Origin of the sequence: Rhizobium sp. BK049 (assembly GCF_014193135.1) — a bacterium.
Taxonomy (GTDB): Bacteria; Pseudomonadota; Alphaproteobacteria; order Rhizobiales; family Rhizobiaceae; genus Rhizobium.
This window is the reverse complement of record NZ_JACHYV010000008.1, coordinates 166,511-181,184: the sequence shown is the minus strand read 5'-3', so window position 1 is coordinate 181,184 and position 14,674 is coordinate 166,511. Positions and strand designations below refer to the sequence as shown.

13 protein-coding genes are annotated in these 14,674 nt (G+C 58.9%); 9 read left to right on the top strand and 4 right to left on the bottom strand.

Annotated features, from left to right (window positions below):
• Window positions 1–45: 45 nt before the first annotated feature.
• Window positions 46–831 carry an alpha/beta hydrolase gene (locus tag FHT70_RS11350; RefSeq protein WP_085778038.1) on the bottom strand — a complete coding sequence of 262 codons (786 nt, stop codon included), beginning with the start codon at window positions 829–831 and terminating at the stop codon, window positions 46–48.
• A gap of 155 nt (window positions 832–986) precedes the next feature.
• Here FHT70_RS11350 and FHT70_RS11345 point away from each other — a divergent pair, with 155 nt between their 5' ends.
• Together FHT70_RS11345 and FHT70_RS11340 are read left to right on the top strand one after the other, a co-directional pair.
• Window positions 987–1,232, top strand: coding sequence for a zinc-finger domain-containing protein (locus FHT70_RS11345; RefSeq protein WP_011425183.1), 246 nt, complete (start codon window positions 987–989; stop codon window positions 1,230–1,232).
• 28 nt (window positions 1,233–1,260) lie between these two features.
• The gene (locus FHT70_RS11340) at window positions 1,261–2,442 is read left to right on the top strand and encodes an FAD-dependent monooxygenase (protein WP_183701015.1); all 1,182 of its coding nucleotides are present in this window, start codon (window positions 1,261–1,263) and stop codon (window positions 2,440–2,442) included.
• Between the two features lie 113 nt (window positions 2,443–2,555).
• On the opposite strand, the gene FHT70_RS11335 is transcribed toward FHT70_RS11340, so the two are convergent.
• Window positions 2,556–3,746: a cystathionine beta-lyase gene (locus FHT70_RS11335; RefSeq protein WP_097598738.1), complete on the bottom strand. Its 1,191-nt coding sequence runs from the start codon at window positions 3,744–3,746 to the stop codon at window positions 2,556–2,558.
• A gap of 347 nt (window positions 3,747–4,093) precedes the next feature.
• Here FHT70_RS11335 and FHT70_RS11330 point away from each other — a divergent pair, with 347 nt between their 5' ends.
• The 4 genes from FHT70_RS11330 (at window position 4,094) to FHT70_RS11315 (ending at window position 8,355) form a co-directional block, all read left to right on the top strand.
• Window positions 4,094–5,119: an amino acid ABC transporter substrate-binding protein gene (locus tag FHT70_RS11330; protein ID WP_085778036.1), complete on the top strand. Its 1,026-nt coding sequence runs from the start codon at window positions 4,094–4,096 to the stop codon at window positions 5,117–5,119.
• 94 nt (window positions 5,120–5,213) lie between these two features.
• The gene (locus FHT70_RS11325) at window positions 5,214–6,416 is read left to right on the top strand and encodes an amino acid ABC transporter permease (RefSeq protein WP_097598604.1); all 1,203 of its coding nucleotides are present in this window, start codon (window positions 5,214–5,216) and stop codon (window positions 6,414–6,416) included.
• Between the two features lies 1 nt (window position 6,417).
• Entirely contained in the window at window positions 6,418–7,563 is a 1,146-nt protein-coding gene (locus tag FHT70_RS11320) for an amino acid ABC transporter permease (protein WP_183701013.1), read from the top strand.
• Window positions 7,564–7,581: 18 nt separating this feature from the next.
• Window positions 7,582–8,355, top strand: a complete 774-nt coding sequence (locus tag FHT70_RS11315; protein ID WP_097598606.1) for an amino acid ABC transporter ATP-binding protein — start codon at window positions 7,582–7,584, stop codon at window positions 8,353–8,355.
• 63 nt (window positions 8,356–8,418) lie between these two features.
• Here the strand turns inward: FHT70_RS11315 and FHT70_RS11310 are convergent, their stop codons facing one another.
• Complete coding sequence (locus FHT70_RS11310) at window positions 8,419–9,057, bottom strand: hypothetical protein (protein ID WP_348649531.1); 639 nt, start codon at window positions 9,055–9,057, stop codon at window positions 8,419–8,421.
• 476 nt (window positions 9,058–9,533) lie between these two features.
• Here FHT70_RS11310 and FHT70_RS11305 point away from each other — a divergent pair, with 476 nt between their 5' ends.
• Complete coding sequence (locus FHT70_RS11305; protein WP_097598740.1) at window positions 9,534–9,974, top strand: DUF3597 domain-containing protein; 441 nt, start codon at window positions 9,534–9,536, stop codon at window positions 9,972–9,974.
• Window positions 9,975–10,114: 140 nt separating this feature from the next.
• Window positions 10,115–10,426, top strand: a complete 312-nt coding sequence (locus FHT70_RS11300; protein ID WP_183701011.1) for a hypothetical protein — start codon at window positions 10,115–10,117, stop codon at window positions 10,424–10,426.
• A gap of 251 nt (window positions 10,427–10,677) precedes the next feature.
• Here FHT70_RS11300 and FHT70_RS11295 read toward each other — a convergent pair whose 3' ends face one another.
• Window positions 10,678–11,055, bottom strand: coding sequence for a hypothetical protein (locus tag FHT70_RS11295; protein WP_246721810.1), 378 nt, complete (start codon window positions 11,053–11,055; stop codon window positions 10,678–10,680).
• 1,198 nt (window positions 11,056–12,253) lie between these two features.
• Between FHT70_RS11295 and FHT70_RS11290 the strand changes: the two genes are divergently transcribed.
• Window positions 12,254–14,059 (top strand): choice-of-anchor Q domain-containing protein, encoded by a 1,806-nt coding sequence (locus FHT70_RS11290; RefSeq protein WP_183701007.1) that lies wholly within the window; start codon window positions 12,254–12,256, stop codon window positions 14,057–14,059.
• The last annotated feature ends 615 nt before the right edge of the window (window positions 14,060–14,674 follow it).

Sequence of the window (14,674 nt, the reverse complement as noted above, 5' to 3'; positions counted from 1 at the left end):
CGTCACCATGGTTTTTTAGCATGGTTTTTCGGCATCACGATAATGTCACCCCTCGGCCACCCTTGCGTAGAAGGCCAGCACCGCCTGCTTGAAAACCTTATCGCCGACGGCGAGCATGTGATCGCGGCCGGGAATATCGAGCGCTTCGGCCTCGGGCATCAGGGCAGCCAACTCCTGCGGCGAGCCGGCGATATCGTCCTTGGTGCCGACGCCGATCAGGGTCGGCATGTCGAGCTTGCCCATATCGGAGCGAGCGACAAGGTCGCGCGAGCCGCGGATGCAGGCGGCTAGCGCAGTGCGGTCGCTTTTCGTCTGTTCGGCGAAGGCGCGGAACATGCGGCCGCGGTCATGCGTCACGACCTCCAGCGACGGAGCCAGCAGCGCATCGGCGATCGGATCCCAGTCGCCGACCCCATCGGTCATGCCGATGCCGAGGCCGCCGAGCACCAGCGAGCGGACGCGATGCGGATTGGCAAGTGCAGCAAATACAGAAATGCGCGCCCCCATCGAATAGCCCATGAGATTCGCCTCAGGGATGCCGAGATGATCGAGCAAGGCGATCGCATCGCCGGCCATGACCCAGGGGCGATAGGCTTCGGCATCGTGCGGCTTGTCGCTTGCGCCATGGCCGCGATTGTCGATGGCGATCACCCGGTAGCCCGCATCGCCCAGCGTCTTCAGCCAGCCCGGATGCACCCAGTTGACGCTTGCCGTCGAAGCAAAGCCATGGATCAACAGGACAGGCACGCCGGAGGGGTCGCCCTCGTCGAAAAAGGCGATCTTCAATCCATCATGAGTGAAGCTTGAAAACGCGGGTGTATTCAGGTTCATCGGGCCTTCCTTTTGGCGCGACCATAGTCGAGCCGCCTCCCGGCGGGAAGCCAAAATTGTGGGTAAAAACTGTGCCCGGCGCGGCGCTTTGGCTCTACACATTTGAGACGAAGGCTTATAAGGTTCGCGCACTTTCAAAGCATTCGGAGAACGACATGGCCGGCCACAACATTCCCCATTTCCAGAACGACGGCGGTCATCGCGTCATCGAAGTCGGCGTCAAGGAATTCATGTGCACCGGCGCTTCGGTTCCTTTCGACCATCCGCATATCTTCATCGACATGGGCGACGACAACGAGAAGGTCTGCTCCTATTGCTCGACGCTTTACCGTTATAATGCATCTCTCAAGCCGAGCCAGACCAATCCGGCCGGCTGCGTTTTCCACGTGAAGGCGGCGTAAACCGTCCAGAATCCGGATCGGACTGACAATGCCGGTCGAACATGCCGCCATCATCGGCGCCGGCATTGCCGGGCTGACAGCTGCGCTTGCGCTTTCGCGTTGGGGCATCAGCTCGGAGATTTTCGAGCAGGCGGATGAACTCGTCGCAGTTGGCGCCGGCTTGCAGGTTTCGCCGAACGCCTCCCGCATCCTGGCAGAACTCAGCGTCGTCGAGGGACTTTCAAAAGTCTGGCTCGAACCGGAAGCGATCCGGCTGATGTCAGGCGGTTCGCTGCGCCAGCTCGCGGCCGTGCCGGCCGGCAAATTCGCGCGCCAGCGCTGGGGCGCACCCTACGGGGTCCTGCACCGCGCCACATTGCAGAATGCGCTTCTCACGGCGGTCGAAGCTGATCCGCTCTGCCGGCTTCATCTTGGTGTGCGAGTGGAATCGAATTCGCCGCCTGTCGAGCGCGCTGCCGATGTCGTCATCGGGGCGGACGGCGTTTGGTCGAAGCTCCGGCAATCCGTTCCCGTCAGCCCCTCGCCGCGTTTTTCCGGCAATATCGCCTACCGCTTCACCATTCCCGAAGACCAGGCGCCAGGTTTTCTCGACCGGACAAGCGTTTCGGCTTTCCTCGGCGGATCGGCCCATCTTGTCTGCTATCCGCTGAAAGAGATCGGCAGCATCAACATGGTGGCGATCACCGCCGGCAATGTCTCGCCGCAGGCCTGGCGAAACGAGCCGACCGCAGAGCAGCGCGCTCGGCTCCGGGCGCAGCTTTCCGGCTGGAACAGCGCGATTACGTCGCTGCTGGAAAAACAGCCGAAGCTGACGTTCTGGCCGCTCTTCGAAACCACCCCGGGCGCGTGGCAGGACGGCCGCAGGACGGTTCTGATCGGCGACGCCGCGCATGCTATGATGCCCTTTGCCGCCCAGGGAGCGGCCATGGCGGTCGAAGACGCCTACGAACTTGCCGCGTTTCTCGCCAATCGTCCCGTGGCGGAAGCGCTGACGCTCTTTGAAAGGCATCGCGCGCCGCGCATTGCAAAGCTTCGCCAGCGCGGCGCCTTCAACAAATTTGCCTATCATGCGAAGGGCCCGATCCGGGTAGGCCGCGATCTGGTGCTCGGCCTGAAGCCGCCGCAAAGCCTGGCGGCCGATCTCGACTGGATCTACGGCTACCGGGCTGAGGGCACGCTGTTAGGCTCGGCAAGCGGCCGCAGCACCTAAAGCGCGTCACGATCTTTCAGATTCGCTCCTTGCGCTTTAGGTGTTTGTTTTACGCATGTCGTTGCCACAAAACCGCTGCATCCTTTTGCGCGATATGTGTTAGCCGCAACGGCTCAGACTGCACTTGCCGCCGCAAAACCCCGTTCAATATCGGCCTTGAGGTCGGCCACGTCTTCAAGGCCGATCTGCAGGCGGATGACAGGACCCTCCTTCGGCGCCTTGGCGACCTTGCGGTCATTGAGATAGGCGTGCAGCGCGAGGCTTTCAAAGCCGCCCCAGGAATATCCGAGACCGAAAATCCTCAGCGCATCGAGGAAGGCATGCGCCTTCGGTTTGAATTTCTCGGGGCTCTCAGCGGCAAGCACAAAGGAAAAGATGCCGCTGGCGCCCTTAAAATCGCGCTTCCAGATATTGTGGGAGGGGAAACTCGGCAGCGCCGGATGCAGCACGCGGGCGACATCCTCCCTCCCCTCCAGCCATTCCGCGATATCGAGTGCGCTTTCATAATGCCGCTCGAGGCGCAGGCCCATGCTGCGCAATCCGCGCAGGATCTGATAGGCATCGTCGGGTGCGCCACAGATGCCAAGGGCGCCGTTGGCCTCCTTCAGCCGCTCCCAGTGCTCCGCATTGGCCGATACCGTTCCGAGCAGGATATCGGAATGGCCGGACGGATATTTCGTCGCCGCATGAATGGAGATGTCGACGCCGTGATCGAGCGGCCTGAAATAAAGCGGCGTCGCCCAGGTATTGTCCATCATGACGACGGCGCCGTGGCGATGGGCAACCGCCGAGATCGCTGGAATATCCTGCATTTCGAAGGTGTTGGATCCGGGAGCCTCGGTATGGACGAGCCTGGTGTTCGGCCGGAACAGCGTCTCGATGCCGGCGCCGATCGCCGGATCGTAGTATTCCACCTCGACACCGAGGCGTTTCAGCATCGTATCGCAGAAATGGCGCGTCGGGCCATAAACCGAGTCGACGACAAGTGCGTGATCGCCGGCGGCGACGAACCCGAGGAACGGAATGGTGACGGCTGCCAGCCCCGAGGGGACGAGGATCGTGCCGGCCGAACCTTCGAGCGCATCGATCGCCTCGCAGAGCGCATCCGTCGTCGGTGTGCCGCGCGTACCATAGGTATATTTCTGCGAGCGCGTGTCCATCGTCGCCGCGTTCGGAAACAGCACCGTCGAGGCATGCACGACCGGCGGATTGACGAAGCCGTGATAATCGAAGGGGTCGTTGCCGATATGGGTCAGGCGGGTATTGATGCCGGCGGTCTGCAGCAAGCTGTCTTTATCTTTCATGTCGGAAATAGCCTTTGGCGAGGGGCGCAAAGCCAGACTTTTGGACGCCTCGCCCGATCCGGTCAACCCCTCGAGCATGGGGACAACTGTCGCCTCGGTTTTTCAAATTAGCGTTATTTTTCCGCAAGCGGGCGCTCATTTCCTAGCCAACCGCCTTCGAATGCGGCGCAATGCGGCAAAATTCTGAATTTTGCCGCAATTATGCATGGCGACACTTGACCATAGTGACATTTGCGACTGTGATAGGGTACTCGCGCCGGGAGGGTGTCGAGACGATGGGGGTGGCAGAGTTTTCCGCCGGAACGCCCCACAAGAAAAGATAATACAACGGAAAAGGTTGGGAAAAAATGAAGAACAAGCTTCTGTCCGCCGCGATTGGCGCAGCAGTTTTCGCTCTTGGCGCCTCGGCTGCTTCGGCCACGACTCTCGGTGATGTAAAGGCAAAGGGTTTCATTCAGTGCGGCGTCAACACCGGGCTCGCTGGCTTTGCCGCGCCTGACGCTTCCGGCAATTGGGCAGGCTTCGACGTCGACTTCTGCAAAGCCGTCGCTTCGGCCGTCTTCGGCGATCCCACCAAGGTGAAATTCACCCCCCTCAGCGCCGCCAATCGCTTCCCCGCGCTTCAGTCCGGGGAAATCGATGTCCTCGCCCGCAATACGACCTGGTCGATCAACCGCGATACGGCGCTTGGCCTGAACTTCCGTTTCGTCAACTATTATGACGGCCAGGGCTTCATGGTCCGCAAGAGCCTCAACGTGAAGTCGGCGCTGGAACTTTCCGGCGCGTCTGTCTGCGTCCAGTCCGGCACGACCACCGAGCTCAATCTCGCCGATTATTTCAAGGCCAACAATCTCCAGTACAATCCGGTGGTCTTTGAAAAGCTGGACGAGGTCAATGCGGCCTATGATGCCGGCCGTTGCGACGTCTACACAACCGACCAGTCCGGCCTCTATTCGCTGCGCCTGACGCTGAAGAATCCGGACGAACATACGATTCTGCCGGAAATCATCTCCAAGGAACCGCTCGCCCCGGCCGTACGTCAGGGTGACGACCAGTGGTTCGATATCGTCAGCTGGGTCGGCTATGCGATGATCAATGCCGAAGAATTCGGCATCACTCAGGCCAATGTCGACGAGATGAAGAACTCGCCGAATCCCGATATCAAGCGCTTCCTCGGCGTCGAGGCGGATACCAAGATCGGCACCGATCTCGGCCTGACCAACGACTGGGCTTACAACATCGTCAAGAACGTCGGCAATTACGGCGAAGTCTTCGAGCGCAACATCGGCCAGGGCAGCCCGCTCAAGATCGCGCGCGGCCTTAACGCGCTGTGGAGCAAGGGCGGCATTCAGTACGCTCCGCCGGTTCGCTGAGCGGCATCACGCATGAAGCCGGAAAGGCGGGCGACCGCCTTTCCCCTCCAATAAAAAAGCTCCGAAAAGGAGCATAATGGGGAATTGGCCAAGCATGACGCATCAGGCTTTGGAATCAACACGTCTATCCAGAAGCGGCTGGAGTTTTCAGTCCGCCCTCTACGACCCGACAGTTCGGGGTATCTTCTTCCAGGTTCTCACCATCGTCCTGCTGGTCGTCTTCGTCTGGTGGGTTGCGCACAACACTGCCGTCAATCTGGCGCGCGCAAACATCGCGTCCGGCTTCGGCTTTCTGAACGGCCGCGCCGGCTTCGAGGTCGGTCAGTCGCTGATCGCCTATTCAAGCGATTCGACCTATGGCCGCGCGCTGGTCGTCGGCCTTCTGAATACGATCCTGATCGCCGTTACGGGCATCATCACCGCCACGATCATCGGCTTCATCATCGGCATCGGCCGCCTGTCGAGGAACTGGCTGATAGCCAAGCTGTGCACGGTTTATGTCGAGGTCTTCCGCAACATCCCGCCGCTGCTTGTCATCTTCTTCTGGTATTCGGGCGTTCTGGCAGTTCTGCCGAATGCGCGCGAGTCACTGCATCTGCCGCTCGGCGCCTATCTGAACAACCGTGGCCTTTCCTTTCCCAAGCCGATTTTCGGCGAGACTTTCTGGCTCGTCGGCGTCGCCTTCGTCGTCGCGATCATCGCCGTCATCGCCACGGCCCGATGGGCGCATCGCCGGCAGGCCGCGACGGGTCAGCAGTTCCATACGATTTGGGCTTCGATCGGCCTGCTGATCGGCCTGCCGCTTATCGCCTTCCTAGTCGCAGGCGCGCCACTTTCCTTCGATTATCCGATCGCAGGCAAGTTCAACCTCACCGGAGGTTCCGTTGTCGGGCCGGAGTTCATGTCGCTCTTCCTGGCACTTTCCTTCTACACCGCTGCCTTCATAGCCGAGATCGTGCGCGCAGGCATTCGCGGCGTGCCGAAGGGACAGACGGAAGCTGCAGGCGCACTCGGGCTTCACCCCTCGTCGATCACCCGGCTGGTCGTCATTCCGCAGGCCTTCCGCATCATCATTCCGCCGCTGAGCAGTCAGTACCTCAATCTCACCAAGAACTCATCGCTGGCGATCGCAATCGGTTTTGCCGATCTCGTCGCCGTCGGCAGCACAACGCTGAACCAGACCGGTCAGGCTGTCGAGGTGATCCTCATCTGGATGGTCATTTACCTCAGCCTCAGTGTCGTGACCTCGCTGTTGATGAACTGGTTCAATGCCAAAATGGCGCTGGTGGAGAGGTAAGATGAGCAACGCTTTCGTCAGAACCGCCATACTGGCGCCGGAGCCGCCGCCCTCAGCAGAGAAGGGCCCTGTCGCTTGGATTCGCCGCAACCTCCTTGCGACGCCGAAGGACATCGTCCTTACCATCCTAGCGCTGGTCTTTGTCGTTTGGGCCCTCCTGCACGCGCTCGACTGGCTCTTCGTGCAGGCGGTTTGGAGCGGCCCTGACCGCACCTTCTGCGCCACTGCCGTACAGGGCGGCATTCAGCCGGATGGCTGGAGCGGTGCATGCTGGGCCTTCGTCAACGCCAAATTCGACCAGTTCATCTTTGGGCGTTATCCGCTCGACGAGCGCTGGCGCCCGACCCTGGTCGGCATTCTTTTCGTACTCCTGTTGGTGCCGATGCTCATTCCTTCGGCACCGCGCAAGGGGGTCAACGCCCTGCTGCTGTTCGGCGTGCTGCCGATCATTTCCTTCTTTCTGCTTTACGGCGGATTTGGCCTGGAAATCGTCGAGACGCCACTCTGGGGCGGGCTGCTGGTGACGCTGGTGCTCTCTTTTGTCGGCATCGCGGTCTCCTTCCCGCTCGGCATCATCCTGGCGCTCGGAAGGCGCTCGCGGATGCCGGTCATCCGCACGTTCAGCGTCGTTTTCATCGAAGTGGTCCGCGGCGTGCCGCTGATTACGGTCCTGTTCATGGCGAGCGTCATGCTGCCGCTTTTCCTGCCGGCCGGCTGGACGGTGGACAAGCTCTTGCGCGCGATCATCGGCGTATCGATCTTCGCTTCCGCCTATATGGCGGAAGTCATTCGTGGCGGCCTTCAGGCTATTCCCAAAGGCCAGTTCGAAGGGGCGGATTCTCTCGGCCTGGGGTACTGGCAGAAGATGCGATTGGTGATCATGCCGCAGGCGATCAAGCTGGTGATCCCTGGCATCGTCAACACCTTCATCGGCATGTTCAAGGACACCTCGCTGGTGTCGATCATCAGCATGTTCGACCTGCTCGGCATCGTTCGCCTCAACTTCGTCGATCCGAACTGGGCGACCGCAGTAACGCCGCTAACGGGGTTGATATTCGCCGGATTCGCCTTTTGGCTTTTCTGCTTCGGCATGTCGCGCTATTCAGCATTCATCGAACGTCACCTCGACACCGGCCACAAACGATAAAAAATGAGGGAAAACAATATGGCTGAAGCTCCAGCTAAGAAGCTCACCGTTTCCGCAACGGAAGTGGCGATCGAAATCGTCAACATGAACAAGTGGTACGGCGATTTCCACGTGCTGCGCGACATCAATCTGAAGGTCATGCGCGGCGAACGCATCGTCATCGCCGGCCCGTCCGGTTCGGGCAAATCGACGATGATCCGCTGCATCAACCGTCTTGAAGAGCACCAGAAGGGCCAGATCATCGTCGACGGCACCGAGCTCACCAACGATCTGAAGAAGATCGACGAGGTGCGCCGCGAAGTGGGCATGGTATTCCAGCATTTCAACCTCTTTCCGCATCTGACGATCCTAGAAAACTGCACGCTGGCGCCGATCTGGGTGCGCAAGATGCCGAAGAAGCAAGCTGAAGAAATCGCCATGCACTTCCTGAAGCGGGTCAAGATCCCGGAACAGGCCAACAAATATCCGGGTCAGCTTTCCGGCGGCCAGCAGCAGCGCGTGGCGATCGCCCGATCGCTCTGCATGAACCCGAAGATCATGCTGTTCGACGAGCCGACTTCGGCACTCGATCCTGAAATGATCAAGGAAGTGCTCGACACGATGGTGGGTCTCGCCGAGGAAGGCATGACCATGCTCTGCGTCACCCACGAAATGGGCTTTGCCCGCCAGGTCGCCAACCGCGTCATCTTCATGGATCAGGGCCAGATCGTCGAGCAGAACTCACCGGCCGAGTTCTTCGACAACCCGCAACACGAGCGCACCAAACTGTTCCTCAGCCAGATCCTGCACTAAGTCCGAGAAGCTTAGTTCGTGAAAAGACCCGCCGTGCCTTCCGCACCGGCGGGTCTTTCACGTTCAGTGGGAGACCGACGCCTGCAACAGACTGCAGAGACCGGAAAGCCCGGCATCGCCGCTGCCGGCGGCGGAGATATCGGCGCAACGAACAAGCATCTTGCGTTGCTCGTCCACGGGTCTCTCTCGAAACGCCGCAATCGTGCGAGCCTGCGATGCGCTGAGGGTGCCGTTACGAGCAGCTGTCATCCCGCCCCTGTCGTTCGCGTCACCAATGGCAAGCTTGGTGCCTGCTCCGCTACTACCGCCAATGGAAGCCGTGGCCTTGTCATCGACCTCCCGGGAGCCGGCAGTCCGGGCGTTGACGCCGCGATCGCCGCCGAGCCTGGCATTAGCGCCAGTCGCGAGACCATCACTGCCCCCGGTAATGGCATTGACATTGGCATCGATACCGCCGCGGCCGCGAGCACTGGCCGACGCATTTGCGTCAGCGCCGCTCGAGCCGCCAATGGATGCGTCGGCCGTCGCATCAACCCCGTTTCCGCGGCCAAGCGAAGCTCCGACGTCGGCGCTGGTGGCATTGCCTGCATTTACCGACACGCCAATGTCAGTCGCGTGTGCATGGTCTGCCGGCATGGCAAGAACGGCGCAGGCGGATGCGAACAGGGCAATTGGCAGTCTACTGTGCATTTGAGTCATCATCTCTTCCTCCGTTTTCATATGCCGGACGGTTCGTCCGACCTGCGAAAATCGAGGAACGCGCGTGCCTTCGATCGATTGGACGCCGAGTACCCCGACATCCATGCCAACCAACGAGAAGGACTTGCCAAGGTTTCATTCCAGCCCGTCATGAACCTGCGCGGCGGCTGAGAATGACGGCGCGTAGTTATCACTGAGTAAGCGTTACGAAAGCTACTGTGCCAAAAACAGGCATGAGCGAGAATTTCTCCCCAATTTAGCCGCTGTATCTAAATTCCGAAGGAGTACGCAGTAATTAAGTGGCTGCTTAGTTGCAGCTGTCGACACGGCGGCCGGCCAACTCGATCGCCCTCGCAGCGCCTGCTCCGGTTTCTCGCTCCTCTAGTGCAGGAGCAAAAAAGATCTTCGTTCGTCTGGATATGCCCGGCCCGGCCTCCATGTTCAGCATGTTCCTATATTACGAAGCCGGAGGTTCAAGAATGGGCATTTTCGACAAGATCAAACATGCAATCTTTGGAGAAGCAAAAGCAGCCGAACCTGTCGCCAGCGGCGCAGCAAAGACAGCGCCGGCCCAGGCTCCCGTCTCACCCCCGTCAGCCCCCAGTCCGACGCCTGCGTCCTCTCCTGCGCAAACTAAGCCGGCCTCGGCCCCGGCGACAGCGACAGTCGATATTGTTCCGATCCTCGACGCGGCTGTGAAGAAGAGCGGCCAGAAACTCGATTGGCGCCATTCGATCGTCGACCTGATGAAGTCAGTCGGGATGGATGCCAGTTTGACTGAGCGCAAGGAACTCGCCGCCGAACTCGGTTATACCGGCGATACAAACGATTCCGCGAAAATGAACATGTGGCTGCACAAGGCGCTGATGAAGCGGCTTTCAGAAAATGGCGGCAAGGTGCCGGCCGATCTCCTCGATTGATCTCGGTTGCTGACAAAAGCTGCCGCCATTCTGCGGCGGCAGCCATCCCGGCACCTTCCAAACCCCTTGCCCACAGGCGCTGGAATCAATAACGTTCCGTCAGATGACTTCGAAAATCGATCTGGGGAGCGCTTAATCCAATGCGATTGATGGCAGTTGTTGGTCTTGTGCTTAGCTTCGGCTGTATATCAGCCGCCGAATCTCCTTCTAACTATCAATCCTACAGCGGCATTCGGGTCGATACCGACCCGGTCCTCCTCGCCCGGTATGACAAGGCGCTCCAGCGGTGCGTGCCGGAAGCAGGTTCGTGGCGACGCGGCTCGCCGGACCAGAGAAGCCTCGATTATAACGCGGCGCTCAGAAATTGCCTCTATCGACGCGGCTTCGTCGACCGAGGCGTCTACGCCTACCCCATCCCAGAAGTTTACTTCGAGCATTTCCTGGACCGCTGAGAAGAACCGAACGGTTCTAGTCTCCCATAGGACTTCAAAAGTCAGGAACACAGGCCCGGCTGCATCGGCGTGGCTTGTCGACGGCGACCGCATATCAGCTTTGACCGCTGTCGGATGGTCGGCCCTTGCCGTCCGGCAATTACCAGAGGGATGATGGAAGCTGCAGCGCGGCTTTCAGGGCAACGGGAGCAGCGGGATCGATCGAGCTCCATAAGTGCGGAGGTCGGGAGCTACGGGATAGACTGCGAACCTCAATCGACCGTCGAAACTGCGTGCACCTTCATGTCATCTCGCACTTCGTAGAATTTGTCGCCGTCGATATAGATAAAGTGGCAGCTTGGCTTTTCGCCATTGCCGGCAGAACAGGCCTTATCGCCCTTGAAAGTGAGTTTCGTTTTCACGTCGAGCGTTTTGCCGCCGACATCGGCTTTACCGGTAATGGTGCCCTTCTTCCAACTCCAAACGAGTTCGGCGGACACAGGCTTTTCCAGATCGAGAATTTCTACTTTCACCGGCTTGCCGTCAGCAAAAGCTTTGAACTCGTCCATTGTAGCCTGTTTGGCCCCCGCAGGAAGATCAACGGCGTAGGCATTCAACGCATATAGAAATGCAGCGGCGCCGATGCTCAAACAAATCGTTCTCATACTCGCCCCCCAAGAATTGGCAGGGAGGGTACACGCCGTTTTCGGCGGCAGCATCCCACCTATTGTGGCTAGGAAGAGCTTGGCGCAGGTTGAAACATATATAATTCTGCGACATTTCAACTTTTCGGCGACATCCGCAGAATTTCTGTCTTTGTCTTGGCTGCGTCACACTACATGAAATAGACCAGTTGCGACGATTACTGGACAGTCTTGGATAATATTATTCGCGTCCCCGCTGTATCAAAGATGATCTCCATGGTACTGCTTGCCGCCTGCGTGACGACATGTCAGCCAGCCGAAATCGTCATGGCTCCGGTATCGGAAAGACCAGCCACGAAGAAGAGCAATATTTCTCTCCTATAGAACAACTGCGAAGCCGAGAGCGTCTGAACATTTGCCATCACGCCCGATGTGCCGCCGAAGGACCCGCGCCCAAATGGGACCAGCCGCCTCCATGCCAGATGAGGGGTCCGACCAAATTTCCCTTGTAATCTACCGATTGGACACCGAACTATGGATGAATCGCCCTGCCCACGCTCTCTAAATTGGCGGGGTTCGAGTTCAGGATTGTTCAGGATATGCCACCAGCTGAGGAGTGTCTTTCGGCGCGATCACACGCATTCGATGCCGTGGCGCTGAGTAAGGCTTCCGCCAGAGCCTGCGCTTCGAAGGCGAATTTCACTGCCAGCATGTGTCGGCGGAGGAGCGGTGTGCCCGTTATCTAATCAGTCTTGAAAGCGACTCATGATCGATTCGAGCACCCCGGAGAGGATGTTGGCCTTGCCACGGCCACCTCAATTAGCCTCAATCGTGAAGGCGAAGCTGCCAAAAATTGAAAAATTCACAAAAAATGTTGATCCCGCCTTCGCGGCAGGATTCCAGTGACGTCCATCAGGTTTTCCTAATCTTTTCAATGGGTGGGTGTCGCCATGGTTGCAGAAAGAATAATTCGCGGTTTGCGAGATATATAGTTTGTCCCAATTTGGGCGAATCGGATTTCCGCAAATATTTCAAAATGTAACTTGGGAGTGATCTGGATATTGTGGCAGCAATATGGCTATGTTTCTCAAGTACTTACTGTTTTTAAGCTGTTGCGCCCTTCAAAACGTCGTCCTATAACCCCCGCCGCAACACATGATTAACCACAAAATATTAGACAACGCTGAAGTTGAGGAACAAAACCATGACAACATACTACGTAGCTTCGAGCAGCAGCGGCGGTAACGGCAGTGCCACCTCCCCTTTTCGCACGATCAGTGAGGCGATGGCTTCAAACCTTAAGCCTGGCGACGAGGTCGTGGTGAAACCGGGGACCTATAACGAGAGCATCAACATCGACAAGGACGGCTCGGCGGCAGGCGACATCACGCTCCGCTCCGAGGTGCCTGGCGGGGCGCTGATCCGGCCGCCCGCGGGCTCATGGAACGCGATCAGCGTCAACGCCAACTACGTCACGATCGACGGCTTTGACATCGGCGGCGCCAAAGGCGACGGCATCGAAGCGAACAATGTCCACCACGTCCAGATCCTCAACAACAAGGTCCACGGCAGCGGGGAGTCGGGCATCCAGTTCAACCAGTCGGACTTCATCCACGTCGAAGGCAACGAGACTTACAATAACGCTTCGACAGGCTGGTTCTCGGGCATCTCCATCTACCAGAACCGGAACATCACCGGCGATACCTCGACGGACGGATACCGGAACATCGTGCGCAACAACATCTCGCACGACAACGTCACAAAGTCTGGTGAGCACACCGACGGCAACGGCATCATCATCGACGATTTCCAGAGCACGCAGGCTAGCGGTAATCCGAACTACACGTTCAAAACCCTGGTCGACAACAACCTTGTCTACGGGAACGGCGGCAAAGGCATTCAGGTTACCTGGAGCGACTCCGTCACTGTGTCGAACAACACCGCATACCACAACAATCAGGACCCGCAGAACAGCGGCACCTGGCGTGGCGAGCTCAGCAACTCGGCATCGAGCAACAACACCTGGGTCAACAACATCGCCGTAGCGGATCCATCGCTGAACAAGAACAACACCGCGATCGATAATACGTCTACCGACGCCTACACCAACAAGAACGTCGTCTGGGCCAACAACATCACCTATAACGGCACCGCCGGTCAGGCATCGGTCAAAACCGATGGCGGCAACGCGATGCCGAGCACGGCGAACGGCAATCAGCTCGGCGTTGACCCTAAATTCGCAGGGGCATCGAGCGACAACTTCCACCTCAGCTCCGGCTCGACGGCGATCGACCACGGAACCAGCAAGTACGGCGTCAGCTCCGTCGATCTGGACGGCGACCATCGCGTCGTTGGAACTGTCGATATGGGTGCGTACGAATCCGGCTCCACATCGGGAACGCCAACCACGCCGACTTCTCCAACCACGCCGACTTCTCCAACCGCGCCAACTTCGCCAACCGCGCCGACTTCGCCAACCGCGCCGACTTCACCGACTTCGCCGACTTCGCCGACCACCACGAAGGAATATACCGGCACCAATGGCAACGACATCATGCCACACACCGGTCAGTCCAACGGCGGCAACGAAACCTTCAAGGGTCTCGCCGGCAATGACGTGCTGAAGGGCGGCGCCGGCTCGGACGTCCTCATTGGTGGCACCGGAAGGGACATCATGAGCGGCGGCACCAGCTCGGATACGTTCGCCTTCAAGACAGCGACGGAATCCGGGTCCGGCTGGAACCGCGACGTCATCACAGACTTCCAGCACGGCGTCGACAAGATCGACGTCTCGGCGATCGATGCGAATGGCTCTGCGCTGGGCGATGCAGCCTTCCATTTCCAGGCGCAGGAGAATGCTTTGTTCGACAAGAAGGCTGGCGCGCTCGCGTGGCACTACGAGGACGACCATACCGTTATCCAGGCCGATTTGAACGGCGACGGTGTTCATGACTTCGAGATTCAGCTGCAGGGCCACGTCCAGCTGGGAGCAGGCGATTTTCTCCTGTAACAATACCCGTTGCGGCTGTCGTCCGATCGCCGCAGCAATCGTGCCAACGGCGGAGCAAAACCCGCCACGCGGCGCGCAAAAGTCAGGCTACTTCGGCGCGTGGATGGGGCCCATCCGCGCGCTGCGATTTTTCGACAGCGTCAGCCGGCCTTTCGGGCGCGGCTTTGCGCGAGCTGTTGCCATTCGTCTCGACGATGTTGATGTGGTGGGTTATGCGGTCGGGCGCTCGGATCCAAGATCTCCGTACATTCGTCGAACGAGAGATTGCTGTTGCTCAAAGTAGCACCTCGCGGTGTTGCGAGATGAGTTCGAACAATAATTCCGATCCAGCCGCGTATCCTCCGCTTCCAGAAGCAGTTGGCCGTGTGCAAGCTGCTGATCTTCCGATGAACTTGAGAGCGGTACGAAGCCCACTGGTCAGCGAGATGATGGAGACCCGTGACCGGTCGGTTGGCTTTGCGGCTCCGCCAGATCGCTTTTCCGCTGGTCCGCAAGCGGCAATGCCGCCCGGCAATTTGCATCAATTCACACCAAAAAGCTTCTTGGATCGGTCAGCCGTTTGATTTGCAACGAACGTCTGCCCACCTCTATCATGGATCCCATTTTCCTAGGAGT

Coding starts and splice junctions, on each gene's coding strand:
- FHT70_RS11330 (WP_085778036.1), top strand. CDS start 4,094: ATGAAGAACAAGCTTCTGTCCGCCGCGATTGGCGCAGCAGTTTTCGCT.
- FHT70_RS11350 (WP_085778038.1), bottom strand. CDS start 831: ATGAACCTGAATACACCCGCGTTTTCAAGCTTCACTCATGATGGATTG.
- FHT70_RS11290 (WP_183701007.1), top strand. CDS start 12,254: ATGACAACATACTACGTAGCTTCGAGCAGCAGCGGCGGTAACGGCAGT.
- FHT70_RS11345 (WP_011425183.1), top strand. CDS start 987: ATGGCCGGCCACAACATTCCCCATTTCCAGAACGACGGCGGTCATCGC.
- FHT70_RS11305 (WP_097598740.1), top strand. CDS start 9,534: ATGGGCATTTTCGACAAGATCAAACATGCAATCTTTGGAGAAGCAAAA.
- FHT70_RS11335 (WP_097598738.1), bottom strand. CDS start 3,746: ATGAAAGATAAAGACAGCTTGCTGCAGACCGCCGGCATCAATACCCGC.
- FHT70_RS11300 (WP_183701011.1), top strand. CDS start 10,115: ATGCGATTGATGGCAGTTGTTGGTCTTGTGCTTAGCTTCGGCTGTATA.
- FHT70_RS11315 (WP_097598606.1), top strand. CDS start 7,582: ATGGCTGAAGCTCCAGCTAAGAAGCTCACCGTTTCCGCAACGGAAGTG.
- FHT70_RS11320 (WP_183701013.1), top strand. CDS start 6,418: ATGAGCAACGCTTTCGTCAGAACCGCCATACTGGCGCCGGAGCCGCCG.
- FHT70_RS11325 (WP_097598604.1), top strand. CDS start 5,214: ATGACGCATCAGGCTTTGGAATCAACACGTCTATCCAGAAGCGGCTGG.
- FHT70_RS11340 (WP_183701015.1), top strand. CDS start 1,261: ATGCCGGTCGAACATGCCGCCATCATCGGCGCCGGCATTGCCGGGCTG.
- FHT70_RS11310 (WP_348649531.1), bottom strand. CDS start 9,057: ATGATGACTCAAATGCACAGTAGACTGCCAATTGCCCTGTTCGCATCC.